The sequence below is a fragment of the Mycobacterium sp. Aquia_216 genome (genome assembly GCF_026723865.1).
Taxonomy (GTDB): Bacteria; Actinomycetota; Actinomycetes; order Mycobacteriales; family Mycobacteriaceae; genus Mycobacterium.
In genome coordinates, this window is record NZ_CP113529.1 from 1,532,187 (window position 1) to 1,557,194 (window position 25,008).

The 25,008-nt window shown below is 65.4% G+C and carries 25 protein-coding genes and 1 pseudogene; 14 read left to right on the forward strand and 12 right to left on the reverse strand.

From position 1 onward, the window contains the following. Positions 1-24 precede the first annotated feature (24 nt). Complete coding sequence (locus OK015_RS07395; RefSeq protein WP_268130365.1) at positions 25-1,635, forward strand: metallophosphoesterase family protein; 1,611 nt, start codon at positions 25-27, stop codon at positions 1,633-1,635. On the opposite strand, the gene OK015_RS07400 is transcribed toward OK015_RS07395, so the two are convergent. The 4 genes and pseudogenes from OK015_RS07400 to OK015_RS07415 form a co-directional block, all read right to left on the reverse strand. Beyond that, positions 1,614-2,699, reverse strand: a complete 1,086-nt coding sequence (locus OK015_RS07400) for an alpha/beta hydrolase (protein WP_268130367.1) — start codon at positions 2,697-2,699, stop codon at positions 1,614-1,616. The genes OK015_RS07395 and OK015_RS07400 overlap by 22 nt on opposite strands. Continuing rightward, positions 2,699-3,286: a class I SAM-dependent methyltransferase gene (locus OK015_RS07405; RefSeq protein WP_268130369.1), complete on the reverse strand. Its 588-nt coding sequence runs from the start codon at positions 3,284-3,286 to the stop codon at positions 2,699-2,701. The genes OK015_RS07400 and OK015_RS07405 overlap by 1 nt, the downstream gene beginning before the upstream one ends. Before the next feature lie 48 nt (positions 3,287-3,334). After that, positions 3,335-4,069: a helix-turn-helix transcriptional regulator gene (locus tag OK015_RS07410; RefSeq protein ID WP_268130370.1), complete on the reverse strand. Its 735-nt coding sequence runs from the start codon at positions 4,067-4,069 to the stop codon at positions 3,335-3,337. A 17-nt stretch (positions 4,070-4,086) separates the two neighbouring features. Further along, positions 4,087-4,680 (reverse strand): annotated as a pseudogene (locus OK015_RS07415) (carboxymuconolactone decarboxylase family protein); the annotation flags it as partial. 70 nt (positions 4,681-4,750) lie between these two features. Between OK015_RS07415 and OK015_RS07420 the strand changes: the two are divergent. Next, positions 4,751-5,197 carry a hypothetical protein gene (locus tag OK015_RS07420; protein WP_268130371.1) on the forward strand — a complete coding sequence of 149 codons (447 nt, stop codon included), beginning with the start codon at positions 4,751-4,753 and terminating at the stop codon, positions 5,195-5,197. Here OK015_RS07420 and OK015_RS07425 read toward each other — a convergent pair. From OK015_RS07425 to sdhC, 4 genes are read right to left on the reverse strand one after another with little or no spacing between them, the layout of a single operon-like run. After that, complete coding sequence (locus tag OK015_RS07425) at positions 5,169-5,984, reverse strand: succinate dehydrogenase iron-sulfur subunit (RefSeq protein WP_268130373.1); 816 nt, start codon at positions 5,982-5,984, stop codon at positions 5,169-5,171. The two genes, OK015_RS07420 and OK015_RS07425, sit on opposite strands and share 29 nt — an antisense overlap. Continuing rightward, complete coding sequence (gene sdhA, locus OK015_RS07430) at positions 5,984-7,738, reverse strand: succinate dehydrogenase flavoprotein subunit (protein ID WP_268132510.1); 1,755 nt, start codon at positions 7,736-7,738, stop codon at positions 5,984-5,986. Before sdhA ends, OK015_RS07425 begins: the two co-directional genes overlap by 1 nt. A gap of 2 nt (positions 7,739-7,740) precedes the next feature. Continuing rightward, positions 7,741-8,211, reverse strand: coding sequence for a succinate dehydrogenase hydrophobic membrane anchor subunit (locus OK015_RS07435; protein WP_268130374.1), 471 nt, complete (start codon positions 8,209-8,211; stop codon positions 7,741-7,743). Continuing rightward, positions 8,208-8,546, reverse strand: a complete 339-nt coding sequence (sdhC, locus tag OK015_RS07440) for a succinate dehydrogenase, cytochrome b556 subunit (RefSeq protein ID WP_268132512.1) — start codon at positions 8,544-8,546, stop codon at positions 8,208-8,210. Before sdhC ends, OK015_RS07435 begins: the two co-directional genes overlap by 4 nt. A 244-nt stretch (positions 8,547-8,790) precedes the next feature. Here sdhC and OK015_RS07445 point away from each other — a divergent pair, with 244 nt between their 5' ends. From OK015_RS07445 to OK015_RS07460, 4 genes are all read left to right on the forward strand, one after another. Next, a complete protein-coding gene (locus OK015_RS07445; protein ID WP_268130376.1) occupies positions 8,791-9,192 on the forward strand; it encodes a cytidine deaminase in 402 nt (133 codons plus the stop codon). Next, positions 9,189-10,490 carry a thymidine phosphorylase gene (locus OK015_RS07450; RefSeq protein ID WP_268130378.1) on the forward strand — a complete coding sequence of 434 codons (1,302 nt, stop codon included), beginning with the start codon at positions 9,189-9,191 and terminating at the stop codon, positions 10,488-10,490. The genes OK015_RS07445 and OK015_RS07450 overlap by 4 nt, the downstream gene beginning before the upstream one ends. After that, positions 10,487-11,575, forward strand: a complete 1,089-nt coding sequence (locus tag OK015_RS07455; protein ID WP_268130380.1) for an adenosine deaminase — start codon at positions 10,487-10,489, stop codon at positions 11,573-11,575. Before OK015_RS07450 ends, OK015_RS07455 begins: the two co-directional genes overlap by 4 nt. A gap of 144 nt (positions 11,576-11,719) precedes the next feature. Then, the gene (locus OK015_RS07460) at positions 11,720-11,923 is read left to right on the forward strand and encodes a cold-shock protein (RefSeq protein ID WP_268130382.1); all 204 of its coding nucleotides are present in this window, start codon (positions 11,720-11,722) and stop codon (positions 11,921-11,923) included. Between the two features lie 251 nt (positions 11,924-12,174). Here the strand turns inward: OK015_RS07460 and OK015_RS07465 are convergent, their stop codons facing one another. Continuing rightward, entirely contained in the window at positions 12,175-12,585 is a 411-nt protein-coding gene (locus OK015_RS07465) for an STAS domain-containing protein (RefSeq protein WP_268130384.1), read from the reverse strand. Between the two features lie 294 nt (positions 12,586-12,879). Here OK015_RS07465 and OK015_RS07470 point away from each other — a divergent pair, with 294 nt between their 5' ends. From OK015_RS07470 to OK015_RS07480, 3 genes are all read left to right on the forward strand, one after another. Beyond that, positions 12,880-13,707, forward strand: coding sequence for a GAF and ANTAR domain-containing protein (locus tag OK015_RS07470; RefSeq protein WP_268130386.1), 828 nt, complete (start codon positions 12,880-12,882; stop codon positions 13,705-13,707). Positions 13,708-14,391: 684 nt separating this feature from the next. Then, positions 14,392-14,571 carry a DUF6131 family protein gene (locus OK015_RS07475; protein WP_268130388.1) on the forward strand — a complete coding sequence of 60 codons (180 nt, stop codon included), beginning with the start codon at positions 14,392-14,394 and terminating at the stop codon, positions 14,569-14,571. Between the two features lie 241 nt (positions 14,572-14,812). After that, a complete protein-coding gene (locus OK015_RS07480) occupies positions 14,813-16,063 on the forward strand; it encodes a fatty acid desaturase family protein (RefSeq protein ID WP_268130390.1) in 1,251 nt (416 codons plus the stop codon). On the opposite strand, the gene OK015_RS07485 is transcribed toward OK015_RS07480, so the two are convergent. After that, positions 16,060-17,478: an HNH endonuclease signature motif containing protein gene (locus OK015_RS07485; protein WP_268130391.1), complete on the reverse strand. Its 1,419-nt coding sequence runs from the start codon at positions 17,476-17,478 to the stop codon at positions 16,060-16,062. The genes OK015_RS07480 and OK015_RS07485 overlap by 4 nt on opposite strands. Before the next feature lie 556 nt (positions 17,479-18,034). Here OK015_RS07485 and OK015_RS07490 point away from each other — a divergent pair. Genes OK015_RS07490 through OK015_RS07500 form a run of 3 tightly spaced genes read left to right on the forward strand, consistent with a single transcriptional unit; the run spans position 18,035 to position 21,047 of the window. After that, positions 18,035-19,306, forward strand: a complete 1,272-nt coding sequence (locus OK015_RS07490) for a PPE family protein (RefSeq protein ID WP_268132514.1) — start codon at positions 18,035-18,037, stop codon at positions 19,304-19,306. 11 nt (positions 19,307-19,317) lie between these two features. Further along, complete coding sequence (locus tag OK015_RS07495; protein WP_268130392.1) at positions 19,318-20,670, forward strand: PPE family protein; 1,353 nt, start codon at positions 19,318-19,320, stop codon at positions 20,668-20,670. Between the two features lie 14 nt (positions 20,671-20,684). Then, positions 20,685-21,047, forward strand: a complete 363-nt coding sequence (locus tag OK015_RS07500) for a DUF732 domain-containing protein (RefSeq protein WP_268130394.1) — start codon at positions 20,685-20,687, stop codon at positions 21,045-21,047. On the opposite strand, the gene OK015_RS07505 is transcribed toward OK015_RS07500, so the two are convergent. Continuing rightward, positions 21,044-21,697 (reverse strand): GntR family transcriptional regulator, encoded by a 654-nt coding sequence (locus OK015_RS07505; protein WP_268130396.1) that lies wholly within the window; start codon positions 21,695-21,697, stop codon positions 21,044-21,046. The genes OK015_RS07500 and OK015_RS07505 overlap by 4 nt on opposite strands. Before the next feature lie 129 nt (positions 21,698-21,826). Here OK015_RS07505 and OK015_RS07510 point away from each other — a divergent pair, with 129 nt between their 5' ends. Together OK015_RS07510 and OK015_RS07515 are read left to right on the forward strand one after the other, a co-directional pair. Beyond that, positions 21,827-22,858 carry a cupin gene (locus OK015_RS07510; RefSeq protein ID WP_268130398.1) on the forward strand — a complete coding sequence of 344 codons (1,032 nt, stop codon included), beginning with the start codon at positions 21,827-21,829 and terminating at the stop codon, positions 22,856-22,858. 60 nt (positions 22,859-22,918) lie between these two features. Next, a complete protein-coding gene (locus OK015_RS07515; RefSeq protein ID WP_268130400.1) occupies positions 22,919-23,926 on the forward strand; it encodes a VWA domain-containing protein in 1,008 nt (335 codons plus the stop codon). A 4-nt stretch (positions 23,927-23,930) separates the two neighbouring features. On the opposite strand, the gene OK015_RS07520 is transcribed toward OK015_RS07515, so the two are convergent. Continuing rightward, the gene (locus OK015_RS07520) at positions 23,931-24,914 is read right to left on the reverse strand and encodes a VWA domain-containing protein (RefSeq protein WP_268130402.1); all 984 of its coding nucleotides are present in this window, start codon (positions 24,912-24,914) and stop codon (positions 23,931-23,933) included. Between the last annotated feature and the right edge of the window lie 94 nt (positions 24,915-25,008).

Consider the following 25,008-nt stretch of genomic DNA (forward strand, 5'->3'; position numbering starts at 1 on the left):
CTTGAGATGTTTAGACTCGCCAAGGTGCCGGATGACACCGCGACAGCCGCTGAGCCGGCCTGCACGATCCGACCCGTCGTCTACTCGGAGAATCTTCATGCGGCGCTGTGGCGTTCGGTGGCCGCCGAGGTGCTGGGCGGTTCGGCCGGCCGCGCAGCCGATGTCGATTGGGGCGCCAACTCCACCCTCGCGGGCGTCGATCGGCATCTGCGGGCGTTGGAAGCCGGCCTTCCGGTCCGGCGGCCCCGGCCCGACGAACCCGACTCGGGTGTCGCTGCCTACCTGTCCGAGCTCCAGCAGCGGATCGCACACGCGAGGCTGAACGACGATCCCGTCCTGGTATCCCAACTTCGTCGGCAGCTCAAAACACTTGCCCACCACGACACGGCGTTGGATCGGTTGGGAGAGAAGTACTTCGAGTACTACGCGAAGTACCCCCATCACCTGGGCGGCACTCCCGCGTACCGCTCTTGGCAGTCGCCCGAGGGCGGCAACGGCGACACCCATTTCGGGGTGATCGATTGGCGGCTTCCCGCCGACGCGACGATCGCCCTCGTCGGCGATGTCGGCACCGGTACTGATCTGGCCGCCGCGACGCTGGTAGCCGCACTGTCGTTCAAGCCGGACGCGATTCTGCACCTCGGGGACGTCTACTACGCGGGAACCAATTTCGAGTTCGACCATCGCTTCATCGGGCTGTTCGAGTCGGTGTTCGCTGCGACAGGCCACCGCGCACCGGTGTTCGGTGTGCCGGGCAACCACGAGTACTTCACGGGCGGGCACGCATACCTGGCCTGCCTGGACGGCGGAGCGTTGTGCGTGACCGCGGACCAGCGCCAGCTCGCCAGCTACTTTGCGCTGCGTTCGGCGGACGACGGGTGGCAGTTCCTAGGGATGGACACCGGGTTCTTCGGCCACACGATCAGCATGCCGGTGGCGGCGCAAAAGGCGGCACTCGCGGTGTTGCACCGCCGCCGGGCCGACGTCCCGCTCGATCCCTCGTCGCCTGCCGTCGCGCTGCCGACGCCCCCCGTAGAGATGGTGCGACTGCGCGATGACGAAGCGGCCTGGCACATCCGGCACGCGACGTCTTTCCCCGGCCGATCGGTGCTGCTCTCGCATCATCAGCTGTATACGGCCCGATGGGAGATCGGAAAGGCGCAGCGGCAGGTGACGGCGCCCGACGGCGGGATCCACGCCGACCCTGCCGACCTCAACCGAATCTGGGTCGACACTGATCTGTGGTGCCAGCTCGGCCCCATTCTGGGCCTGCGTGCGGCTGCCTGGTTTTGGGGTCACGAGCACAACTTGGGGATCTTCGCTGACGACTATCTGCCGCGGGACTGGCCCCCACACCTGGCCACCGATGCGCCCACGTTGCGGAGCCTGCCCAAGGGGCGCTGCTGCGGTCACGCGGCGATGTCGGTCAACATCAGCGATCGGCCGTACGCGACGCGGTATCCGGTGCCACTCAAGCAGCCCGACCTTCAGCTCGGCCAGGATGGGGGTTGGTACCACCGCGGCTTTCAGATTCTGAACCTGCGCGGAGCCGGACAACCCATGCGGGCCCGTTACTTTCAGGTCGCCCGCCTCGACCCCACCCCGTTGTTGATTCACGAGGAGACCATCGCCTGACGCTCGGCTGGCGTTGTGCCGCGGATCGCGGCCAGGCCCAGTCGCAGTGCTCCCGCGGCCTCGCTGGCCGCTTCGGCGAACCGGCCGCCCAGGCCGACGAAGTTGAGGTACCCGTGCGGCAGGTCGGGCTGGCGGCTGAGTGCCACCGGGATTCCGCCGGCGCGCAGTTTGTCCGCGTAGGCCACGGCGTCGTCGCGAACCGGGTCGAAACCGGCGCTTGCGATGTACGCGGGCGGTAGGCCGGTGACGTCGCCGTGCAACGGTGAGAGTCGCGGATCGGTCAGGTCGCTTCCCGTCGGCACGTAATTGGATAACGCCCAACGATAGTTCTGGTCGGTGAAGGTCGAGCCCCGCGCGAACAGGTCCCGCGACGGGCGGCGTGTGCCGAGATCCGTTGGCAGATACATCAGCAGCTGAAACGCCGGGACGGCGCCGCCGCGTCGCACCGCTTGTTGCGCGGTCGCGGCCGCGACATTGCCGCCGGCGCTGTCGCCCCCGACCGCGATGCGGTCGGGATCCGCACCCAGATCGGCGGCGTGGCCATGCGCGTACTCGAAGGCGGCGATCGCGTCGTCGACGGCGGCGGGGAACCGGTGCTCGGGCGCGCGCCGGTACTCGACCGACAGCACCCGCGCCGCGGCGTGGTGGGCCAGGTAGCGGGCGACCGGGTCGTGGCTTCGTCGTGAACCGACCGAGAAACCACCGCCGTGGAAATACACCAGCAGGCCCGACGGTGCGGGCACACCCTCGGGAGCGTAGAGGGTGGCCGGGATGTCAGCGTGCTCGGCGGGAATGACGATCTCCTGCAATGAAATTGGAATAGGCGATCGGTACCCGATCAGCTCCGGCAGTGCATCGTACTGCGCCCTGGCCACTTCCACCGCCCCATCGAAAACATCGGAGCCCGAGCCATTCTTGAGCCTGATTGCGAGCTGGGCGTCGAGATCCAGTTCCTGCCCATCGATTCGCAGCGGAGCGCCGGCTATCAACCTGCGGGCGGGCTTCGGCAACGCGAAAAGGCCACGGACCACTGCGGCTTTGGCGCGAATACTCAACGGTGTCATCAGATTTCCTTACTGTTCTTGTGTGCAGAGAAACGCATGACGTGGCCGAGCAGCCGCGGGCTCAGGGTGACCGCTAGCCCGTGTCGTGCGCACTCGGCCTGGAATTCGGTCGGCGTGATCAGCCGGTGCGGCGAGCCGTCCATCCGGTGGAAAACGCTGGCCAGCGGGGTTCGCACCAGGTCGTAACCCACGAAGGTCCCGCCCGGACGCAACACGCGCGCCACCTCGGCGAGCGCGCGTTCCCAGTCGATGATGTGGTGCAGCATCAGGCAGCTGACAACCGAGTCGAACGACTCGTCGAGAAAGGGCATGACGGTGGCGTCACCGGTTTGCGTCGACGCGTTGGGGAATTCACGCAGCCGGCCGGCGGCGGCCCGTGTCATCTGCGGATCGAGGTCCATTGCCACCCAACAAAGCTCAGGGGACGACGAAAGTACTTGCCGGGCAACGGATCCGCTGCCCGAACCAATTTCGAGAACGTCGCGGCCCAGTCGTTGAGCGCGAAGTTCACGGGCGATCGCCGTACTGCTGGAACGCCACAGGGCGCCACAGCAGAAGGCACGTTCGAAGTCTGACATCACAGGCATGCCAACAAGCGTGGCCCGCCCGTGCCGGGGTGCGCTTGTATGGATCCGTCAGATCGAGTCGCGAACCGCGCGGGCGAAATCCCGTGGCGTCAGCCCGGTCATCTCCCAGCACACCCGGTTGGCGTGCGAGCCGTCGGCGAACCCGGCCAGGTGTGCGGCATCGGTGACGGAGCGGCCATCGACGAGATGGCCCACCGCGGTCACCAGCCGCTCCCAGCGGATCGTGGCCGAGAACGAGACACCGGTCTGCTGTTTGCACAGTCGCCCGAGGTAGTCGGGCGACAACGCGACGGCACCGGCGACCGACGCGACGTCGATGTGGTCCGGTACCCGGCTGGACACGACTTCGATCGCCTGCCGCAACTGCGGGTGGACCGATCCCCGCGCGTCTTGTGTCCCGGCGAGCCGCTCGACGAGGAAATCCGCAGCGGTGTCCGGGCCGTCGGCGTCCAGCAGCGCGGCCGCCGTCTCGGCCAGGTCCTGTGCATCGTCGACGAGCCAGACACCGTGGCGTGGCCTGGCGTTCAGTGCGGCGCCCTGCGGTGTCTGCAGCCCGAAGTACAGCGTCAACGGCTCGGATGTCGTGGCCGAGCGCACCGCGTGGCGTGCCCCGCTGCCGACCACGACCACCCGGCACATGTCATGCGCGTCGCCGTCGCGGGTGATCGCCAACGGGCCACGCGCGCCGACGGTGATCTGAACCGCGGCGTGATGGTGGACGGCGAGGTCGGAGAACGCGCCGGACACCATCAGCCGACCCGGCCCCAGCTCCCAGACACGCATAAGCCACCTTAGCGCCGCTAGGCGGTCGCCCACGGAATTCGGCAGCTGTCACCGGAATTGAAGCCCTGCTCGGTGATACCCAGCGCGGAGTTCATACGGGCCCGCATGTTCTCCACCCCGATCTGATAGGTCAGCTCGATCACCCCGGCATCGCCGAACCGCGCCCGCAGGTCGGCGACCTGCTCGTCGGTGACGGTGTGCGGATCGGTGGTCATCGCGTCGGCATACGCGATCGCGGCGCGCTCATCGCCGGTGAAGGCCGTCGAGGTGGCGTAGTCGTCGATCTCCTTGAGCCGCTTGATGTCCAGGCCGTCCAAGCGCTGCAGCATGGCTCCGAAGTCGACGCACCACGAGCAGCCGATCGCGCGTGCGGTCCAGAACACGGCCAGCTCACGCACGCTGACCGGCAGCGTGCGCGAGGCCCGGTCGATCATCGTCTCGTGCACGGCGCCGGCGATCATCAGCCGGCGATGGTGTGCGGCCACCGCGAACGGTTCGGGAACCTGGCCGTAGCGGCGCTTGGCGTACCGGTACATGGCGCGGGTCAGCGGGCCGGCGTTCTTGGGTGCTAGGGGCTCGATGCGTGTTTTCTGTGTCATACCCATCAGACGACACAGCTGTGCGAAGTGTGACCAAAGATCTTCCAAGAATCCGACAAGGATCGCCGCCGAGGCTGTGGCGATGACCTACTGCTATTTCGACGAGCCGCCCCGACTGGAAGACATCGAGCCCGCCACCCACACGGAGGTGCTGGTCGCCGAATCGCGACTGGACCAGCCGCGCATCCGCGCCGCGGTGGACGCTGTCTTCACCGCCCACCCCGACCTCGGCACGGTGTTCGAGTCGAGGCGCAACATCTGGATGACTCGTCCGGGCGGCGGCTGGGCCTGGGGCGTCGAACCCCCCGGCGGCTCCGTCGACGACATCGTCGCGCGGCAGCTGGCCAGCTTCGACATGCACACCGGCAGGTTGTTCGCGGCCTCCTTGTTGCCGGGACATCCCGATCGCCTGGTGCTCACCGCCAGCCAGCTCTGCGTGGATGAACAGTCCTGGCTGACCGTGGTCGAGGACGTGGTCGCCGCGTGCAAGGCCGGTGCTCTCAGCGTGAGAACATCAGCGCGCGCTTGACCTCCTGGATCGCCTTCGTGACCTGAATGCCACGGGGGCAGGACTCCGTGCAGTTGAACGTGGTGCGGCAGCGCCAGACGCCGTCGACCTCGTTGAGGATGTCGAGGCGCTCACCGGCGGCCTCGTCGCGGCTGTCGAAGATGAATCGGTGCGCGTTGACGATCGCGGCGGGGCCGAAGTAGGTGCCCTCACTCCAGAACACCGGGCAGCTGGTGGTGCAGCACGCGCACAGGATGCATTTGGTGGTGTCGTCGTAACGGGCGCGGTCGGTCGGGCTTTGGATTCGCTCCCGGGTCGGCGGGTTGCCGGTGGTGATCAGGTACGGCTTCACCGCGCGGTAGGCATCGAAGAACGGTTCCATGTCGACCACCAGGTCCTTTTCCACGGGTAGCCCGCGGATCGGCTCGACCGTGATGGTCAGCGCCTTGCCCGTCTGCCCCTTCTTTTTTTGAGGCAGCAGGTCGCGCATCAGCACCTTGCAGGCCAGCCGGTTCACCCCGTTGATCCGCATCGCGTCCGACCCGCACACGCCGTGGGCGCAGGAGCGCCGGAAGGTGAGCGTGCCGTCCAGGTAGCCCTTGATATAGATCAGCAGGTTGAGCAACCGGTCGCTGGGCAAGCAGGGAACCCGAAAGCTTTGCCAGCCACCAGTTTTCGCGAATGCGTCGGGGTCGTCCGGGTTGAAGCGGGCGATCTTCAGCGTCACCATGACCGCGCCGTCCGGGACCTGGGGCAGGGGCGGTTCCCCGGATAGGGCTTCTGGTGCGTCCGGTGCTTCGACAGACATCAGTACTTTCGCTCCTTGGGTTCGTAGCGCGTCTGCACGACGGGTTTGAAGTCGAGCGCGATGTCACTCAACAGCTCGCTGCCCTGCTTGTACGCCATCGTGTGGCGCATGTAGTTGACGTCGTCGCGGTTCGGGTAATCCTCGCGGGCATGCCCGCCGCGGGACTCCTTGCGGTTCAGCGCGCCGACGACGGTGACTTCGGCCAGCTCCAGCAGGAAGCCCAGTTCGATAGCTTCCAGCAGGTCGCTGTTGAACCGTTTCCCCTTGTCGTGCACCGTGATTCGGGAGTAACGCTCTTTGAGCGCGTGGATGTCGGTGAGCGCCTGCTTGAGTGTTTCCTCGGTGCGGAACACCGCGGCGTTGTTGTCCATCGTCTGCTGCAGCGCACCGCGGATGTCGGCGACGCGTTCGTTGCCGTGCTCGGAGAGGATGTCGGCCACCCAGCCGACCACCATCGCCTCCGGTTGCGGGGGCATGTCCACGAAGTCGTGGCCCTGGGCATAACTGGCCGCGGCGATACCGGCGCGGCGGCCGAAGACATTGATGTCCAGCAGTGAGTTGGTGCCCAGCCGGTTGGCGCCGTGCACGGACACGCAGGCACACTCACCGGCCGCGTACAGGCCGGGGACGGTAGAAGTGTTGTCCCGCAACACCTGCCCGGTGACCGTGGTGGGGATGCCGCCCATCACGTAATGACAGGTGGGGTAGACCGGCACCAGCTCCTTGACCGGGTCCACGCCCAGGTAGGTGCGGGCGAACTCGGTGATGTCGGGCAGCTTGGACTCCAGCACGTCCTCACCGAGGTGGCGGACGTCGATGTAGACGTAGTCCTTGTGCGGCCCGGCGCCGCGGCCCTCCAGAACCTCCAGCACCATCGAGCGGGCCACGATGTCGCGGGGAGCCAGGTCGACGATCGTCGGCGCGTAGCGCTCCATGAAACGCTCGCCCTCGCCGTTGAGCAGCCGGCCGCCCTCGCCGCGCACCGCCTCGGAGATCAAGATGCCCAGCCCGGCCAGGCCGGTCGGATGGAACTGGTGAAACTCCATGTCTTCCAACGGAAGTCCCTTGCGGAACACGATGCCGATGCCGTCGCCGGTCAACGTGTGCGCATTGGAGGTGGTCTTGTACATGCGGCCCGAACCACCGGTCGCGAGCACGATGGCCTTGGCGTGGAAGACGTGGATGCGTCCGGTGGCCAGCTCGTAGGCGACCACGCCGGTGGCCACCGGGCCGCTCGGCGTCTGGGTGAGCACCAGGTCCAGGGCGTAGAACTCGTTGAAGAACTGCACGTCGTGCTTGACGCAGTTCTGGTACAGCGTCTGCAGGATCATGTGACCGGTGCGGTCCGCGGCGTAGCAGGCGCGGCGCACCGGGGCCTTGCCGTGATCGCGGGTGTGACCGCCGAACCGGCGCTGGTCGATGCGGCCCTCGGGGGTGCGGTTGAACGGCATCCCCATCTTCTCCAGGTCGAGCACCGCGTCGATGGCTTCCTTGCACATGATCTCCACGGCGTCCTGATCCGCGAGATAGTCACCGCCCTTGACGGTGTCGAAGGTGTGCCATTCCCAGTTGTCGTCCTCGACGTTGGCCAGCGCGGCGCACATGCCGCCCTGGGCGGCGCCGGTGTGGCTACGGGTGGGGTAGAGCTTGGTCAGCACCGCGGTGCGCGCGCGGGGGCCGGCCTCGACGGCGGCGCGCATTCCGGCGCCGCCCGCGCCGACGATCACCACGTCGTATCGGTGTTCCTGGATCACGGTCAACCTCCAACATTGGCGTCGAACGTCATCAACACGTAGGTACCCAGCACCAACGTGAACCCGATCGACAACAGCAGCAGGCTGTTCAGCCAAAACCGGGTGCTGTCCTTGCGGCTGTAGTCGTCGATGATGGTGCGCAGGCCGTTACCGCCGTGCAATTGCGCCAGCCACAACAAGGCCAGGTCCCAGAATTGCCAAAACGGCGACGCCCAGCGCTGCGCCACATAGTTGAAGTCGATGCGGTACACGCCGTTTTCCCACATCAGCATGATGAACAAGTGCCCGATCGCCAGGAACACCAGCGCGATGCCGGAAAACCGCATGAACAGCCACGCGAATTTCTCGAAGTTCGGGATGCCGGCGCGCCGCCGCGGTGAGCGCGGATTGTCCAAGCTGGGCGGGCGATCGTGGCTGCGCTGCACGACCGGGGCCACCTCGCCGCGGCCGAGCTGAAGATCGGGGCTGCTCATCGGAAGTGCTCCATCATGTGAATGCCGATGGTCACTGCGGCCGGCACCATGACCAACAGGTAGATGGCGGCGATGACCCACAGCATCGTCTTCTGGTGGCGGGGACCTTCCGACCAGAAGTCGATCAAGATGATGCGGATCCCGTTGAGTGCGTGGAAAAGCACCGCGGCGACCAAGCCGAACTCCATCAGGCCCACGATCGGCGTCTTGTAGGTCTGGATCACTTCGTTGTACGTCTGCGGGCTCACCCGGACCAGGGCGGTATCCAGGACGTGCACGAACAGGAAGAAGAAGATCGTCGCGCCGGTGATGCGGTGCAGCACCCACGACCACATGCCCGGGTCTCCCCGATACAGCGTGCGGGGCGGCCGCCGCTTGCGTGACGACTCCGTCGTCTCAGTGCTCAAACCGGTCCTCACCGTCTTCAAAACCGCTAATAACGTGACTAAAGTCGGGCAATCGAGCTTAGCTCGGTAACGATGCGACCGGAACCAACCAACGTCGTTCGCGAACGGTGTTTTCTTGCCAGGGTTAGGGTTGGCTTTTCTCGAGTGGACCGATCGGTGATTGGGGTGCGGAATGCCTGATATTGATTGGGATCTACTGCGGGACAAAGCAATACAGGCAGCGGCGGGGGCTTATGCCCCGTATTCGCAATTCCCGGTGGGTGCGGCCTCGTTGGTCGACGACGGCCGCGTGGTGACCGGCTGCAATGTGGAAAATGTCTCATATGGCCTAGGTCTCTGTGCCGAATGCGGAGTGGTGTCTGCCCTGCATGCGACCGGTGGCGGCCGGCTGATTGCCCTGGTGTGCGTTGACTCACAAGGAGCGTTGCTGATGCCATGCGGACGTTGCCGGCAAGTGCTGCTGGAGCACGGCGGACGAGAGATGCTGATCGCGCATCCGGCCGGGCCCCGTCGCCTCGAGCAGCTGCTGCCCGATCCGTTCGATGGCGACGATCTGGCCCGGGAACGTCCTTGACCGACTTCGCATTCGACGCCCCGACGGTGATCAGGACCAAGCGCGACGGGGCCCGGTTGTCCGATGCCGCGATCGACTGGGTCATCGACGCCTACACCGATGGCCGCGTTGCCGACGAACAGATGGCGGCGTTGCTGATGGCGATCTTTTGGCGCGGCATGGACCACGGCGAGATCGCCAGGTGGACGGCGGCGATGGTGGCATCGGGCGACCGCTTGGATTTCAGCGAGCTGCGCGTGGGCGGGAAATCGTTGGCCACCGTGGACAAGCATTCGACCGGCGGGGTCGGCGACAAGACCACGCTGGTGTTGGTGCCGGTGGTCGCCGCCTGTGGTGGCGCGGTACCCAAGGTCTCCGGCCGCGGGCTGGGCCATACCGGCGGCACGCTGGACAAGCTGGAATCCATCGCGGGCTTCACCGCGGAAATCTCCAATCAGCAAGTGCGCCAACAACTGTTCGACGTTGGTGCGGCGATCTTCGGGGCCGGCGAGCTGGCACCCGCCGACAAGAAGCTCTATGCGCTGCGCGACATCACCGCGACGGTCGACTCGTTGCCGTTGATCGCCAGTTCGATCATGAGCAAAAAGCTGGCCGAGGGCATCGGCGCGTTGGTGCTTGACGTCAAGGTCGGTGACGGGGCGCTGATGGAATCCGAGGCGCAGTGCCGCGAATTGGCCCACACCATGGTCGCGTTGGGCGCCGCGCACGGCGTTCCCACGCGCGCCGTGCTGACGGACATGAACTGCCCGCTGGGCGCGACGGTGGGCAACGCGCTCGAGGTTGCCGAGGCGCTCGAGGTGCTGGCCGGCGGCGGACCGCTCGATGTCGTTGAGCTGACGATTCGGCTGGCCGCCGAGATGCTCGAACTGGCCGGGATCGACGGCCGCGACCCTGGCCAGACGCTGCGCGACGGCAGCGCGATGGACCGATTCCGCCGGCTGGTGGCCGCGCAGGGTGGCGACTTGTCGGTACCGTTGCCAATCGGTTCGCATTCGGAGACCGTGATTGCCGCGCGCAGCGGCACAATGGGAACTATCGACGCTATGGCAGTGGGGCTGGCAGCTTGGCGACTCGGCGCGGGTCGTTCCCGCCCGGGTGGGCAGGTGCAATTCGGCGCCGGCGTCCGGATCCACCGGCGCCCGGGCCAGCCGGTCGCGGCCGGTGAACCGCTGTTCACCCTCTACACCGACACTCCCGAACGCTTCGGCGCCGCGATGGCCGAGCTGGACGGCGGCTGGAGTGTCGGCGACACGGCACCGGCGTCGCGGCCGCTGATTATCGATCGGATTACCCAGTGACCGCTCCGTTGGAGTTGCGGCAGATCCGGCAGGCGCCGAAGGCCTTGCTGCACGACCACCTCGACGGGGGGTTGCGCCCGTCGACCGTGCTGGACATCGCCGGCCAGATCGGTTACGACGAACTGCCCGCCACCGACGCCGACGAGCTGGCGACCTGGTTTCGTACCCGTTCGCACAGCGGTTCGCTGGAGCGCTACCTCGAGCCGTTCTCGCACACTGTGGCGGTGATGCAGACGCCCGACGCGTTGTACCGCGTCGGCTACGAGTGCGTGGAAGACCTGGCCGCGGATTCGGTGGTGTACGCCGAGATCCGCTTTGCGCCCGAACTGCACATCGACCGCGGATTGTCCTTCGACGAGATCGTCGACGCCGTGCTGGAGGGTTTTGCCGCCGGCGAGAAGGCCGCCGCCGCGGCCGGACGCCCGATCATCGTGCGCCTGTTGGTTACCGCGATGCGCCACGCCGCGATGTCCCGAGAGATCGCCGAGCTGGCAATCCGGTTCCGGGACAAGGGCGTCGTCGGATTCGACATCGCCGGTGCCGAGGCCGGATACCCGCCGACGCGACACCTGGACGCATTCGAGTACATGCGAGATCACAATGCGCGCTTCACTATTCATGCCGGTGAGGCATTCGGCTTGCCGTCCATTCACGAGGCGATCGCGTTCTGCAGTGCCGACCGGCTTGGCCATGGGGTGCGAATCGTCGACGACATCGAGATCGTCGAGGGGGGCCGCGTGGAGTTGGGCAGGCTGGCATCGATTCTGCGCGACAAGCGAATTCCGCTGGAGTTATGCCCGAGTTCGAATGTGCAGACCGGCGCGGTCAAAAGCATTGCCGACCACCCGTTCGATCTGCTGGCCAGGGCGCGGTTCCGGGTGACCGTCAACACCGACAACCGGCTGATGAGTGACACCACGATGAGCCTCGAAATGCACCGATTGGTAGAGGCTTTCGGCTACGGGTGGAGTGATCTCGAGCGGTTCACCATCAATGCGATGAAGTCGGCGTTCATTCCGTTCGACGAGCGGTTGGCGGTCATCGACGAGGTGATCAAGCCGCGGTACGCGGTGCTGATCGGCTAGCTGCCGGTATCGATGTCCCAAATAGGCTGTTGCAGCCCTGAAGGTCGCGGGGAATCTTGCTTGGCAATGCACTTTTCTTGATGTGTTATAGTAAACGAGGGATGTATCTGAATTGCATCCACTTGAAGAAGAGAGAAATTTAGTATGACACAGGGAACCGTGAAATGGTTCAATGGCGAAAAGGGCTTTGGCTTTATCGCCCCTGACGGCGGGGCAAAGGACGTGTTCGTCCACTATTCTGAGATCCAATCGAGCGGTTTCCGCTCGCTTGAGGAGAATCAACGAGTCGAGTTCGAGATCACCCAGGGGGCTAAAGGTCCTCAGGCGGTGGGAGTGACCGCCGTCTAGCGATGCACGTAAACCCCTGGGGCTGATTGGGTTTGTCTCGCTTCGTCGCGGACACCTCTGTCGGTCAACCTCAGGGGTTTCGGCATATCCGAAATCGCGTTATTCAACTTCCGGCGAAGTAACCGATGGTCCGCCGGATATCAGACACTTCTGACTAATTTATCCTGATTCGGCGTTTCTTGTTGCGGGATTACATTCAGCCGGCGGATTTGTCTTCAACGAGTGGCACCGCCAGCCCAATGATTTCTGAGTCAACACTGCGCACGCCTGAGGAAAAGCGCCTCGGCGACGCAGCGGCGGCCGAGCCCGCGGTACATGTACTTGGATACCGCGGCACCCGGAACCAACCCCCAGTCGACTCCAGCGCCCGCGCAGCGCACCGAGATTCTGTGCAGCGCCGAGAAGCCCGCGGCACCAAAGAATTCCAAACGGGCCAGATCGAGGATCAGTCCGCGGCAACGCATTAGGTGGGCGAGTGGATACCCGGTCAGGGTATGCGCGTTCGTAATGTCGATGTGGCCGCGGGCGCTGACGATGATCACCGACGACCCCATCCAATGAGCGTCCCAATGCACCAATTGACTGTTGCGCCGCTTGGCGAAAGGTGTCGAGAAGATGGCATCGCCCGGCGGAGCGGACGAGTGAAACGATTTGTCGGACATGGTGATCCAGTGGTGCGGACGATCACCTAAATGTCAGGGCCTCGGAGCTGCGCTCCTTGGGTTTAGCAGCGTGCGGCTGAAACCCGTCCCGGACCAGCTGAGATTCTCAGCGACTCTCACGCTACACCGTGTTCGGGCGGAGTGCCGAACGTGGGAAAGCGACCAGCCGACCTCGCCTCCGGCCGGCCGGCTGCGCCCTAGGATGGGAGTTATCTCGTGGCGGGCAACGCCCCGGGTATGTGGCTGGTCGCCGGTGCCGCCGGACGCCAGCGGATCATGAGGTAGGTACCGGCAATGGTGGAGTTCACCGAGCATGCTGATAGCCCTCCGCTGCGATCGCGAACACCGGCGCAACTCAGTGCCGACGACGCCGATTTGCGGACGGCTATCGACAATCTCGCGGGTCTGGTCGCCAATCATCGACGCTTGCCCGAGTTGCTGGCGGAGGTGGCGGCGTTCGCTGTGCGCGCGATACCGGGTGCCGACGGTGCCGGGGTGACGTTGCTGAATGTCGACCGGGTAGACAACATGGTCGCGGCGTTGGCGGCCAGCGCTCCCTTTGTCGCCGAAATTGACGAAATCCAGTATGTGACCCTCAATGAGGGCCCCTGCATCACCGCCGCGCTGGAGCGGCGCACGGTGCGCTCCGGGTCGCTGGGCGGGGAGAAGATGTGGCCGCGGTTCGGTCCGCGAGTGGGCAGGATGGGGGTGCACAGCGCACTGTCGCTGCCGCTGGTACTGCCAGATCGGGTGGTCGGTGCGATCAACGTATATGCCCACGGCAAAGACGTTTTCGATCAGCATGCCGCTGAATTAGGCGAGTTGTTTGCCAAACCAGCGGCTGTCGCGGTGCACAACGCGCAGATTCTCGCGGACGCGCTTGCTCTGACTGCCCAGTTGCAGACGGCGTTGTCCACCCGCCCGGTGATCGATCAAGCGATCGGCCTCATCCGCGGACGTACCGGGCGCAGCGCCGAGGATGCGTTCAGACAGCTGCGGGCGATGAGCCAATCTCAGCACCGCAAATTGGCCGATGTGGCCCAGCACATTGTCGATGAAGCCGTGCGCCGGGCCCACGCCCGCGCCCGACCTACGCCGGAGAGCTCATCCGGCGTGCCGTAATTCGGCGAAAGTGCCGGGACGGGTGTTGTCCGCACCTCGCTCAGGCTCGCGGCGGACCTCGCGTGGCTCACCGTCCGGCCCCTGAGTGACTTGTCTCGATCAGCACCCGCCAGTCCCTGCCGAACGATGTTCCGCGACAAGCTCTTTAGAGGTGTCGGTCATTAATCAAGCTATCGGAGTCCTCGTAGGCCGGGGCTACACGCCAGAGCCAGCCGAATGCCACCTCGCGGTTGAAGATGCCGACGCGCTTCGGCGTGGATGCTCAGTTCCAGCAAGCTTATTAAGCACAGGCACCACCGCGCTCGGCGGCCAACTAGCCGGAGGTCCCCGAGAGGGGTAATGTTGTTGTTGCTGAGTCCTTCAGCCAGTCCGGTGAGAGTTTAGCTGTACGCCGCTGAACTTGATGAGCGTCTGCTCGTGCCGTACATCCCGATTTCTACCCGTTGCGGTCAAGGCAGCATGCAAATTATCCCCGAACTCGGACGGCCACCAACTCCGCGTTCACCTGATTCGCCTGTCGGTTCGTCGACCATGTGACCGGCGTCGGTGCGACAAAGCCGCGTCGCAACCGCACGGCCTTGACGATCGGCACGCAACGCCAAATCAGTTGCAGAGCAAGCCGAATGACGCCTTCACGCCGGGCAGTTCTCCTCTCAAACTTCCACACAGAAACTAGGTAATGCCATGATCGCTCTCGGAATCGTCCTCATTGTCCTCGGGCTGCTCCTCCCTGCCCTCGTCCCCACCTTCGCCTACGCCCATATCTGCTTGGTCATCGGGGTCATCCTCCTTATTGTCGGCGTGATACTCGCGTTGGCGGGACGGATGGGACACGCTGTCGGTGGCCGCCGCCACTACTACTAACCGGCAAGATGTATCCAGTGGTCGCCCTGAAACAGCGACCTGCCTCGATCAAACAGCGAATAATATTGGCCGGCTGACAAATTGGGGCAATCCGAACGGGCATCGGAAAAGGCTGAGCCCGTCGTCTAGAAGGACCTCAACAGCCGTAGCCGCTTGGACGCAACGGCTGCGGTGATGCTGAGCTCATCGTTGCCAATCAACGCTGGGAACCCGGAACAGAAACCAGACTTAAAGGGACACCATGGCGATTACCGACATTGCGGCCTTCGCTCACCTGACCGATACCGACATCGAGACGCTCGCCGTTGAGCTGGACGCGATCCGGCTGGACATCGAGGAATCTCGTGGCGAGCGCGATGCGCGCTACATCCGCCGCACCATCGCCGCGCAACGCGCCCTTGAGCTGGCCGGTCGGCTGTTGTTGGCCGGTGGTTTGAAGCGGCCGGTGTGGTGGGCGGGGACGGTGACGCTTGGGGTGGCGAAGATCATCGAGAATATGGAGATCGGTCACAATGTGATGCACGGTCAGTGGGACTGGATGAACGATCCTGAGATTCACTCCTCGACGTGGGAGTGGGATATGAGTGCGGCGTCGAAGCATTGGCGGTCGACCCACAATTTTCAGCACCATAAGTACACCAATGTCTTGGGCATGGACGATGATGTCGGCTACGCGATCTTGCGGGTTACCCGTGACCAGCCGTGGAAGCCGTATAACGTCGGCAATCTGGTGTTCAACACGACGCTGGCGTTGGGATTCGAGTGGGGAATCGGTTTTCAGCCCATCGAGCTCGGCAAGCTGTTGAAGCCTGGTGCGGAGCGCGACATCACGTTGGTGCAGGTGCGTGAGCTGGCGGTCAAGGCGGGCAGGCAGGTGGTCAAGGATTACGTGGCGTTTCCGGTGCTGACTTCGGTGTCGCCGGGCGCGACGTACAGATCGACGTTCAGGGCCAATGTGGTGGCTAATGTGATCCGCAATATCTGGGCCGATGCGGTGATTTTTTGTGGTCATTTTCCTGATGGCGCGGAGAAATTCACCACGATTGACATGGCGAGCGAGTCGAAGGGGCAGTGGTATCTGCGTCAGATGTTGGGCAGTGCCAACTTTGAGGCGGGGCCGGTGTTGCGGTTCATGAGTGGCAACTTGTGCTATCAGATCGAGCATCATCTGTTTCCCGATCTGTCGAGCAACCGTTTGCACGAGGTTTCGGTGCGGGTGCGCCAGGTGTGTGAGAAGTACGATTTGCCTTACACCACGGGTTCGTTCCTGGTGCAGTGTGGCAAGACGTGGCGCACCATTGCCAAACTGTCGCTGCCAGATCGCTATTTGCGCGATACCGCCGACGACGCGGCGGAGACCCGCAGTGAGCGGATGTTCGCGGCACTGGGGCCGGGTTTCGGCGGGACCGACCCCGCGACAGGCCGCCGCCGCGGCCTCAAAACAGCGATCGCAGCCGTCCGACGATGGCGTCGGGGGGTGCGCATCAGCTAGAAGGGGGGCGGCTCGTCGTCGGGTGGGGCGGCGGCTATCAGCGCGGCCCAGCGGTTTTTGCGCGCTTCGCGGGCGGTTCGGTTGTGCCGGCGTTCGGTGGAGATGCACGCAGCGCGGTTCTGCGCGCGGGTGTGGGTCCGGGTCGGCATCTTCGCGTCGCGGTTGTCGCACTGGGTATTTGGCTTCCGAACGACCGGCGGCGCGTCACCGCTGGCGCACAGGGCGGGGAAGAGCAGTGCACTGCCGGGGGTAGTGACGTGGGTTTGCCCGCCGGGCAGTGTCCAGATGATGGTGCCGTCGGGCAGTTGCTGATCGCGCCAGCCCCAAAAGGTCTTGAGCAGGTGATGTTTTCGGCACAGGCATTTGAGATTCGACGGGTGGGTGGCACCGCCGTCGCCGTACGGCACGGTGTGGTCGATATCGCACTCGGTAGCGGGTCGATCGCAACCCGGTGCCCGGCAGGTGAGGTCGCGCGCCCGCACGAAGTCCGTCAGTACCCGGGACGGTGTGTACCCGTACTCTGGTGTGAACGACGTTGTAATCGGTTGCGATTTAGCAGTTTTGCTCAACTCTCGCACGATCTCGGCGGGGACGATGCCGTCGCCGTAGAGAAATCCCGGAGCCGAACCGGACCCGCGCACGGTATCGCGGTCGGCCACGACGTGGATCACGACGGAACCTGGCTGCCGAGGCGCGGAGGCGGTCGGGCAGTCGGCCCCGTCGCACCCGCACGTCAGCCGGTCGTGGCCGGCCGCGAGTGCGCCCAACGCGTCGGCGCGCAGCTGCCCGATCGTGCGTGGATCATCGGCGCACACTGTCCTGGCGAGTTCGTCGAGCCGGCGATCGAGCGCTTGCCCCGTCGTCGCGAAAACCGTGCCGTTGATCAGCGCCATGCCCGGGTCCATCGGGGTGACCTGGAAATAGCGGTCCGCCGCGTATTCGCGCGATCGGCGCACCGCGTCCCGGTCGATCGTGGCGACTATGCGATCGATCTCCGTCGCGAGCTTCCAGCTGGTCATCGACGGCCAGCGCGGTGCCTTGATGGCCAGCTGGGCATCTACGGCGGCCAGCGCCTCGGCGTCGACGATCAGGTCAGTGCGAAAGACGATGGTCCGGAACAGCCGGAAGTCGATATCGCCGGCCCGAAAAATGGCAGCTACTTCCGGCAACCGTTCATGCATGGCCCGCGCGTAACGCAGATTGCTATGGCCCATCGCCACGCTGGTGCCGAGCGTGACGGCGATTTCGGCGGCCACCGCATCACAAGTGTCGGCCGCCCAGGGCGCGCGGTCGCCGTGCTGGGCCAGCCGCAACCGGAATAGGTCGCCGATCGCGAGTAGGCGCGCCGCAGCGGCCTGGGCTTCCGCGCGCGCCGCGTCGCCGATTTGGCGGAGCAAGCTCGGTGCATCGAACATGTGTTCGAGTATGCCGAAGGGCTCCGACAAGTGCCTTAACCCAAAGCCGCGGTCGCCTCGCCGGCGAACGCCGCTTCCTAGGCCGCTGCGACAGCGGCGGAGCCCCGAGCGCCAGAAATCCTCAAGCATTCCGACAGGAAAGCTCGCTAATGTCGTGCACGCGCCCTCGGGGATCCGCCCGGGCCGCGTTCGGCGTCCGCTTTTTGACGGACGAGATTTTATTCCGTTCACTCGTAATTAAGACTGCGTTTCCCTCGTATTCATCTTAGGTTAACCATTTGCTCCCTCGGGACTTGCACGAGGTGAGCGGGCCCGCAGGTGCCTTGCTCGTCGCTCCGCCGAATCCGGGCCCGCGTTCCCGGGGTGAGCCCGCCGGGTGGGGCCGGCCGGCAGCGGCCGCAGTTGATTCCCAGCACGGCTGTTTAGCGTTCTGAAGGCGTGAGCGAGTGGGCAATCGTCGGGATGGCCGACTGGTGGCGCATCGCTCAATCATGTTGATGTTCAGTGCGTTTCGATGACTCAAACGACGTCGGTACGGCCGGGGCAGGGGAAGGCGATGGATTTCGGAGCGTTACCGCCGGAGGTCAACTCGGGCAGAATCTACGCGGGGCCGGGGTCGGCTCCCTTGCTGGCCGCCGCGGCCGCCTGGGACGGGTTGGCCACCGAATTGCATTCGACGGCGGCGGCTTACGGGTCGGCGATCTCGGACCTCACGAGCTCCGGCTGGCATGGGCCGTCGTCGATGTCGATGTCGGCCGCCGCGGCACCCTACATCGGGTGGCTGCGGAGAACCGCCGCGCAGGCCGAGCAGACGGCAGGTCAAGCCAATGCGGCGGCGGGCGCCTATGAGGCCGCGTTCGCGGCCAGCGTGCCGCCGCCGGTGATTGCAGCCAATCGCTCGCTGTTGGCGTCGCTGATTGCGACCAACGTCCTCGGTCAGAACACCCCGTCGATCGCGGCCACGGAGGCCCAGTACGCCGAGATGTGGGCCCAGGATGCCGCGGCGATGTACACCTATGCCGGCTCGTCGACGGCCGCGACCCGGCTGGGCACGTTCAGCGAACCAACGACGAACACCGACACCAGTGGCCAGGCCGACCAGGAGGCCGCGACCAACGCCGCAACGCAGTCTTCGCCCGGCTCTGATGTGCAATCGGCGTTGTCGCAGTTGACATCTCAGACCTCGTCCACGGCGCAAAGCGCGACCATCAACGCGGCGGCCACGACGACGTCGGCGGCGACCGCGACCGCGAGCTCGACGTCGTCGACCGGAATCGTTTCGGACCTCAACGGGGTTTTGAAAACGTTCAACAGCGTGCTCAACACGGTGGCGGGGCCGTACACGCCGCTGGGCGTAGCGGGCCTGATGAAGAACTGGTACCAGGTGTCGATCAGTATTCCGAACCTTGGTGTCGGCATCCAGGGCATCGGCCCCCTATTGAATCCCAAACCCATCAGCGGAGCGCTGGCACCGCTTTTGCACAGCGACCTGCTGGCCGGCTCCTGGGAGTCGGCGGGTGCGGCGTCGGCCGCGACGGGTCGCGCCGGCCTGGTCGGATCGTTGTCCGTGCCCGCCAACTGGGCCTCGTCCGTGCCGGCGGTCAGAACGGTCGCCTCGGAGCTCCCGGAGACCTTGCTCGAAACCGCGCCGGAGTCGGGTCTGCAAGGCATGTTCGGCCCGACGGCGCTGTCCAGCCTGGCCGGACGCGCTGCTGGGGGGACGGCCACGCGTGCCGTCGCTGGGCCCGTTCGAGTGCCCGGTGCCGTAGCCATCGACGACATCGCCACCACTTCCACCGTCATCGTGATCCCACCGAACGCGAAATAAGGAGTACAGCAATGATTTTCGGAGATTTCGCGTTATTGCCACCGGAGATCATCTCCGCCCAGATCCACTCGGGCTCGGGCGCGGGATCGCTGCTGGCTGCGGCGGAGAGTTGGGACGGGCTGGCTGCCGAGCTGCATTCCACCGCGGCCTCCTACGAATCGGCGATCTCGGGGCTGACCAACGACTCGTGGGCGGGTCCGTCCTCGGAGTCCATGGCGGCCGCGGCCGCACCCTATGTGACGTGGCTGTCGACCACTGCCGGTCAGGCTGAGGAGGCGGCCGCCGGGGCGCGGGTCGCGGCCGGCGCCTACGAGGCAGTGCTGGCAGCCACGGTGCCGCCGGCACTCGTAGCGGCGAACCGCAGCGAGCTGCAATCGCTGCTGGCGAGCAATGTCCTCGGACAAAACGGTGGCGCGATCGCGGCCAACGAAGCCGAGTACGGCCAGATGTGGGCCCAGGATGTCGACGCGATGTTCGGCTATGCCAGCGCCTCGTCGGACGCGGGCGACCTGAGCTCGTTCACCGACCCGCCGAAGACCACCAATGATGACGCTCAGGCGGCGCAGTCGGCGGCGACCACCTCATCGAGCACGGCCTCCAGCAGCTCGTCGACGTCGTGGCTCACCCAGATCGAGAACTACATCACCTCGCTCACGACCCAATACACCGACTCCTGGGAGAATTTGATCACCGGAGCCACCGGTAATTCACAGATCGCCCCGCTCTGGGAGACGCTGTACTCCAGCATTTCGGGAATCGGCAGCCAGGGCACCTGGACCAACGTCGTGAACAGCAGTTCCAGCCTTGGCATTTCGCAGTGGAAGAACTTCTTCATTTATCGGCCGTGGAGCGCCGGCATCGCGAAATCTGGTCTGGGGGCGGGTCTTTCGTCGCCTGGCCACATTGCACCGCATGTCGCATCGGCCAGTCTGGGTAATGCGCCCACCGTGGGGAGACTGTCGGTGCCGGCGAGCTGGGCAACCGCCACCCCGGCGATGAGGTTGGCCGCCACCGCGCTACCGGCGACCAGCGCCGCCGCGTCCGCCACCGGAGTGTTTCCGGGAAACCTGGTCAACGAGGCGACCCTGGGCAGTTTGTCGGGCGGCGCGCTGGGCAGCCCGGCTTCCCGCGCCGTGCGATCCACCGAAATACAGAGGCGCGCCGTCACCGGTGAGCGCCGGCAGGAGCCGGTCAAGCTCGACCGCGTCATCGCGCAACTGCAGGAGATGCCCGATCAGGTCCAGCACTGGAACGTCGACGAGTCCGGACTCGACGAGTTGGTCGCGCGACTGCGAACCACGCCTGGTGTGCACGCGGTACACGTCAACGAAGGCAAAGAGACCGCGGCCGCGCGGTCCGAATAACCGAAGGAGGATCCATGAAGAAATGGCCTGCACTACTTGGCATTTCGATGGGAATAATCTTCGCGGTGCCCGCGCACGCCGACCCGGGCATGGAGGAACCGCCGAACGACGACAACAACGACGCGTTCATTGCCGACCTACACAAGGTGGGCATCAACTTTCAGGACCCGGCCCAAGCCGTCAGCGCCGGAAAAACGGTGTGCGGGTTGATCCATCACGGTGTCTCCGGTCTGCAACTCCTCAACGATCTCAAGGACAACAACCCGGGGCTGAGTACCAGCGGTGCTGCGCAGTTCGCCACGCTCTCGGCGAAATCGTATTGCCCGCGCCAACTCCAAGCCGGCGACGAAGTCAACGGTAAGAACGGCAAGAGCTAAACCAGTTCGGCGCCAAGGCCGATCGCGCGCACGGTGCCGGCGAGGTGGGTCTGCACGGCCTGCAACGCCCGTGGTAGATCGCCATCGCGCAGCGCTTCGGCGATGCCGAGGTGCTCGTGCATGATCGTCGTCACTCGATCCGGTTCGCGCAACGCCGATTCGCCGGTCATCCGCATCTGGCGGTCGCGCAGCGAGGAGTAGAAGCCGCACAGAATCGCGTTCTGCGACTCGTCCAGGGTGATGGCGTGGAAGGCGCGGTCGGAGTCGAGGAATTCTCGCCAATCGCTCGCAGCGGCGGCGTCATGCTGACGCTGCAACTCGGCCGACAACCGCTCGAACACCGCGGCGCAGGCGGCGGGCCCACGATCGACCACCTTGCGGGCCGCGTACTGCTCGAATATCAGCCGGGCCTCGATGACCGCGCGGACCTCGTCAGCAGAGACCGGGACGACGAGCGCCCCGCGTTGCGGATACAGGCGCAGCAGGCCCTCGGCCTCCATACGCAGGAACGCCTCCCGCACCGGAGTCCGCGACATCCCCAGCGCGCTGGCGACGTCACCCTCACTGATCAACTCGCCGCCGGGAAACACGCCGGTGAGCACCTGGGTTTTGACATACTCGAGCGCCCGGTCCTTGGCGCTCGCTGCCACGGCGCCCCCTTGTAGCTCAGTCGTATCTCAAGTGCGTCTATGACCGTACACCACGCTCGGATTGACACTGAGATACAAGATAGATACGATTCAAACACAAGATGCACTTAAGCACTAAGGAGAAGCACAATGTCCACTGCGAACCCAGCCCAGACAGTGGCCGTGAACCTGGACCCGACGATCCCCGCACCGATGACCAACGTGGCCGAGTACGGATTCGAGGGCCGGTTCGCCGACTGGGCCGATGACGCCTGCTACTTCGAGTACTCCAAGGCGGCCAATCCGATCGGATCCGGATTTGCGCCGCAGGTGCCGGTTACCCAGTTCGGGCCCGACGTCTACATGGACCAGCCGACAGGCGTGCTGCCCCTGGACCTGTCCTCGGACCTGGGCATCGCGGGCGCCGCGACCAGTCCCGCACTGCTGGCCAACTTCCTGCGGATCCGCGCTGGTGAGCAGATCGACACCAGTCCTAACGCCACCTCGCAGCTGTACTACGTGCTCTTCGGGCACGGCTTCGCCGCGGTCAACGGCCAGCTGGTCAAGTGGGAGAAGGGTGACTTCCTCACCCTGCCCGCGGGTGCCCGCTCGGTCTTCTACGCCGACTCCGAGGCGGCCATGTACTGGGTGCACGACGAGCCGCTGCTGCGCTACCTGGGCGCCGAAGCGCGTGAGCCGAGGTTTCGAGCGACCAAGTTCCGGCGGTCGGACGCGGTGTCCAAGCTGGAGGAGATCGCTTCGCGTCCCGGCGCCAACGACAAGAGCCGGGTGAGCGTGCTGCTGGCCAACGAGAACCAGGAGCAGACGCTGACCATCACCCACGTCCTGTGGGCAATGTTCGGTGTGCTGCCCCCCAACCAGGAGCAGCGTCCCCACCGGCACCAGTCCGTCGCATTGGATCTCATTCTCGATGCACCGCCCAGCGGCTGCTACTCGTTGCTGGGAACTCGTCTCGACGAGCGGGGAAACATTGTCGACCCGATCCGGGTGGACTGGCAGGCCGGTGGTGCGTTCACCACTCCGCCGGGGATGTGGCACGCCCACTTCAACGAGACCGACCAGCCGGCCCACTTGATTCCCGTTCAGGATGCGGGGCTGCAGACCCACCTGCGCAGTCTCGACATCAAATTCACCCAGCGACGCGACCTCGTTGCCGGCTGAAGCTGCTGGCTGAACCGGGGCCCGTGCGCCGTCGAGGTTTGGTGAATAGTGTGACGTGGCATGAAGTTGCCACTGCTGGGTCCGGTGTCGCTCACGGGCTTTCAGAACGGCTGGTTCTTCCTGTTCCTGCTGGCCGTGCTGTTGGTGATAGGGCTCTATGTCGTCCAGCAATTCGCGCGACGGCGTCGCGTGTTGCCGTTCGCCAACATGGAAGTGCTCGAGCGCGTCGCCCCGGCCCGGCTGTCCCGGTGGCGCCACATCCCGACGATCCTGCTGGCCGCCTCGCTGGTGCTGCTGACGACGGCGATGGCCGGGCCGACGACCGATGTCCGGATTCCACTCAACCGCGCGGTGGTGATGCTGGTCATCGACGTCTCGGAGTCCATGGCCGCCACCGATGTGGCTCCGACCCGGCTGGCCGCCGCGCAGGAAGCCGGTAAGCAATTCGCCGACGAGTTGACGCCGGCCATCAACCTCGGGCTGGTGGCGTTCGCGGCCAACGCCACCCTGCTGGTGTCTCCGACGACGAACCGCGGCGCCGTCAAAGCCGCGATCGACGGGCTGCAGCCGGCGCCGAAAACCGCTACCGGAGAGGGCCTTTTCACCGCGCTGCAGGCGATCGCGACGGTCGGTGCGGTGATGGGCGGCGGCGACGGCCCGCCACCGGCACGCATCGTGCTGGAGTCCGACGGCGCCGAGAACGTGCCACTGGATCCCAACGCTCCGCAGGGAGCGTTCACCGCGGCGCGCGCGGCCAAGGCTGAGGGCGTTCAGATATCGACGATCTCCTTCGGTACGCCTGACGGCACCGTCCCTTATCAGGGCGCCACGATTCCGGTTCCGGTCGACGATCAGACCCTGCAGGAAATCTGCAAGATCACCGACGGCCAGGCGTTCCATGCCAACAGCCTGGAGTCGCTCAAGGAGGTCTACGGGACGCTGCAACGCCAGATCGGCTACGAGACCGTCAAGGGCGACGCGAGCCTGGCGTGGTTGCTGCTCGGCTCCGTCGTGATGGCCGCCGCGGTGTTGGCCGGCCTGTTCCTCAACCGCAGGCTGCCCGCCTGACGGTCTAAGTAGGCAGCCTGCGGTTGATCAGCAGCGCCAACGCCGTCGCGACCAACGCGGTCAGCACCCCGAGGCGCAACCACCCGGAACCTCCAGGCCCGGGGACGGTGCGATACCCGATCTCCTTCTGGATGGCTTGGTAGTCCTTGTTGAGTTCGTCGAGGTTTGCTGCGGTGTAGGCCTGCCCGCCGGCCAGCTGCGCGACTTTCTTCATCTGATCCGTCGAGACGGGGACATTCACCTGCGCTCCGTCCAAGGTGATGCTCCCGGTCTTGGTGCCGAACGAGATCGTCGAGATGGGCACGCCCTGGTCCCTGGCCAGTCGCGACGCGGTGTAGACGCCGTCGTGCGGATCGCTGGGATCCGTCGGCCTGTTCTCGCCGCCGTCGGACAGCAGCACGATCCGGGCCGGCGGCGGAGTGTCCCCGCCGGTCGTGTTCGACGCATCGATCGCGTGCAGGGCGGTGTAGATGGCTTCACCGGTGGCCGTGCCCTCGCCGAACTGCAGCTTCGGCAGGGCATCGATGGTCGCCTGGTGCTGCGGGGTCGGCGGCACCAGCAGATACGGCGTTCCCGCAAACCCGACGAGCCCGAGGTTGATGCCCGGCGTCAGCGCCGTCGCGAACTTGCTGGCGGCTTGCTCCGCGGCCCGCAGGCGATCGGGCTCGACGTCGGTGGCCCGCATCGAATGCGACATGTCGATCACGAGCATGACGACGGCCCGGTTGCGCGGTATGCGCATGTCATGGGTCGGGGTGGCCAGCGCGATGGTCAACAGCGCCAGGCTGAGCAGCGATACGGCTATCGGCAGGTGCCGCCACAACGACTGCGGCACCTCGGCGTCGGTGTAGCGGCGCAAGCGGTGTCGCCGGCGGGACTGAACGAGGACATACACGGCGAGCAATGCCAGCGGGATCAGCCCGAACAGCAACAGCTCCGGACGTTGGAATCCGTAGAACGGCAGTGGGCCGATCACGGGAAGCGACATTCAATTCACCTCCCCGTCGGGCCGCCGCTGACCTCCGGCGGACGCTGCCGCCAGTAAAGAGGAGACTTGAGGACCCGTCAAACGCGCACTGTTC

Coding starts and splice junctions, on each gene's coding strand:
- OK015_RS07400 (WP_268130367.1), bottom strand. CDS start 2,699: ATGACACCGTTGAGTATTCGCGCCAAAGCCGCAGTGGTCCGTGGCCTT.
- OK015_RS07405 (WP_268130369.1), bottom strand. CDS start 3,286: ATGCCTGTGATGTCAGACTTCGAACGTGCCTTCTGCTGTGGCGCCCTG.
- OK015_RS07410 (WP_268130370.1), bottom strand. CDS start 4,069: ATGCGTGTCTGGGAGCTGGGGCCGGGTCGGCTGATGGTGTCCGGCGCG.
- OK015_RS07420 (WP_268130371.1), top strand. CDS start 4,751: ATGACCTACTGCTATTTCGACGAGCCGCCCCGACTGGAAGACATCGAG.
- OK015_RS07425 (WP_268130373.1), bottom strand. CDS start 5,984: ATGTCTGTCGAAGCACCGGACGCACCAGAAGCCCTATCCGGGGAACCG.
- OK015_RS07435 (WP_268130374.1), bottom strand. CDS start 8,211: ATGAGCAGCCCCGATCTTCAGCTCGGCCGCGGCGAGGTGGCCCCGGTC.
- sdhC (WP_268132512.1), bottom strand. CDS start 8,546: ATGTGGTCGTGGGTGCTGCACCGCATCACCGGCGCGACGATCTTCTTC.
- OK015_RS07445 (WP_268130376.1), top strand. CDS start 8,791: ATGCCTGATATTGATTGGGATCTACTGCGGGACAAAGCAATACAGGCA.
- OK015_RS07460 (WP_268130382.1), top strand. CDS start 11,720: ATGACACAGGGAACCGTGAAATGGTTCAATGGCGAAAAGGGCTTTGGC.
- OK015_RS07465 (WP_268130384.1), bottom strand. CDS start 12,585: ATGTCCGACAAATCGTTTCACTCGTCCGCTCCGCCGGGCGATGCCATC.
- OK015_RS07470 (WP_268130386.1), top strand. CDS start 12,880: ATGGTGGAGTTCACCGAGCATGCTGATAGCCCTCCGCTGCGATCGCGA.
- OK015_RS07475 (WP_268130388.1), top strand. CDS start 14,392: ATGATCGCTCTCGGAATCGTCCTCATTGTCCTCGGGCTGCTCCTCCCT.
- OK015_RS07480 (WP_268130390.1), top strand. CDS start 14,813: ATGGCGATTACCGACATTGCGGCCTTCGCTCACCTGACCGATACCGAC.
- OK015_RS07485 (WP_268130391.1), bottom strand. CDS start 17,478: ATGTTCGATGCACCGAGCTTGCTCCGCCAAATCGGCGACGCGGCGCGC.
- OK015_RS07490 (WP_268132514.1), top strand. CDS start 18,035: ATGGATTTCGGAGCGTTACCGCCGGAGGTCAACTCGGGCAGAATCTAC.
- OK015_RS07495 (WP_268130392.1), top strand. CDS start 19,318: ATGATTTTCGGAGATTTCGCGTTATTGCCACCGGAGATCATCTCCGCC.
- OK015_RS07500 (WP_268130394.1), top strand. CDS start 20,685: ATGAAGAAATGGCCTGCACTACTTGGCATTTCGATGGGAATAATCTTC.
- OK015_RS07510 (WP_268130398.1), top strand. CDS start 21,827: ATGTCCACTGCGAACCCAGCCCAGACAGTGGCCGTGAACCTGGACCCG.
- OK015_RS07515 (WP_268130400.1), top strand. CDS start 22,919: ATGAAGTTGCCACTGCTGGGTCCGGTGTCGCTCACGGGCTTTCAGAAC.
- OK015_RS07520 (WP_268130402.1), bottom strand. CDS start 24,914: ATGTCGCTTCCCGTGATCGGCCCACTGCCGTTCTACGGATTCCAACGT.